2 protein-coding genes are annotated in these 1277 nt (G+C 66.4%); one reads left to right on the top strand and one right to left on the bottom strand.

Annotated features, from left to right (window positions below; all coding sequences use genetic code 11):
• Positions 1-484, bottom strand: a 484-nt coding sequence (locus EN925_RS36410; RefSeq protein ID WP_164894683.1) for a S1C family serine protease, incomplete at its 3' end; no start/stop codon positions are given.
• 227 nt (positions 485-711) lie between these two features.
• Here EN925_RS36410 and EN925_RS36405 point away from each other — a divergent pair.
• A partial coding sequence (locus EN925_RS36405) for a trypsin-like peptidase domain-containing protein (protein ID WP_128337394.1) occupies positions 712-1277 on the top strand: 566 nt, incomplete at its 3' end.

The following is a 1277-nucleotide window of genomic DNA, read 5'->3' as shown; positions in this document are numbered from 1 at the left end:
TGGCGTCGAGAACCGGGCCGCCCTCGAAACGGCCGCCGGCACCGACGGCCAGATTGATGCGCCGGTCGATGGTGCCGCCGCGCATCGAGCGCCAGGCCGGACCGACTTCGCCGACCGAGCCCGAAACGGCCAGAGCCGACCCGTTGCTATTGCCGATGGCGATGGCAATGTTGCCTGGCCGCACCGCGTCAGCCCTAGCCAACGGCACGGCGTTGATGGCCGTAGCCGGCTTCAGCAGGGCAACGCCAGTCGACGGATCGCGGCCGACCAGTTCTGCCTTCACCGCCTCACCCGAGGCCAGCGTCAGTTCGATCTCCTCGCCGGCCTCGACAGCCTCCTCGGCGGTGACGAAATAACCGTCACGCCAGTGGAAGGCGCTTGCCGTGCGGTGATGATGCGTGGCGAAGCCAGCCGTTGCCGGTGCCGCCTGGGCGGCGAGATCGGCGATGGCTTGCGAAAACGCACTCAGATTGAAATCGCTCATATTGGTCTCCTGGGTTCATCCATGCCCCAGATATCGCTCGACAGCGCGTTCAGAGGTACTCGCCTGACGGCTAGTTGCCGGTTTGACTGGCCATCTGGTCAGGTCGCGGCGGTTCCAGCCGCTCCGCACATATAGTGCGTGTCGCCCAAAAGTGCTCAGCGGTTTTGGGACAACGACGCGCACAGGAAAAAAAATCATCCTTTCGCCCGAAAATACGGAGCCCTTCCATGGCCCTCGCCGCAGCCAAATTCGAACCTGACGATACATTGCTCGACGCATATTCGACGACCGTTGCGGACGCCGTCGACCGCATCGGCCCGGCCGTCTGCCGCATCGAACGCGTCGGCGGCCAGGGCGGCCACGGCTCCGGCTTCGTCATCGCGCCGGACGGACTGGTCGTTACCAATTTCCACGTCGTCGGCGATGCCAGGACAGTGCGCGTCTCGATGCCGGACGGCGCCTCCCGCGAAGGCCGCGTGCTCGGCCGCGATCCCGACACCGACATCGCGCTGGTGCGCGCCGACGGCAGCTTTGCCGATGTCGCACCGCTCGCCGATTCCAAGCGGCTGCGGCGCGGCCAGATCGCCATCGCCATCGGCAATCCGCTCGGCTTTGAATGGACCGTCACCTCCGGCGTCGTCTCGGCGCTCGGCCGCTCCATGCGCGCCTCGACCGGCCGGCTGATTGACGACGTCATCCAGACCGACGCAGCGCTCAACCCCGGCAATTCCGGCGGGCCGCTGGTTTCGTCGGCCGGCGAGGTGATCGGCGTCAACACCGCCATGATCCATGG

Origin of the sequence: Mesorhizobium sp. M7A.F.Ca.US.006.04.2.1 (genome assembly GCF_004022915.1) — a bacterium.
Taxonomy (GTDB): domain Bacteria; phylum Pseudomonadota; class Alphaproteobacteria; order Rhizobiales; family Rhizobiaceae; genus Mesorhizobium; species Mesorhizobium ciceri.
The sequence above is the reverse complement of the archived record's forward strand: the minus strand, read 5'-3'. Positions and strand labels throughout refer to the sequence as shown.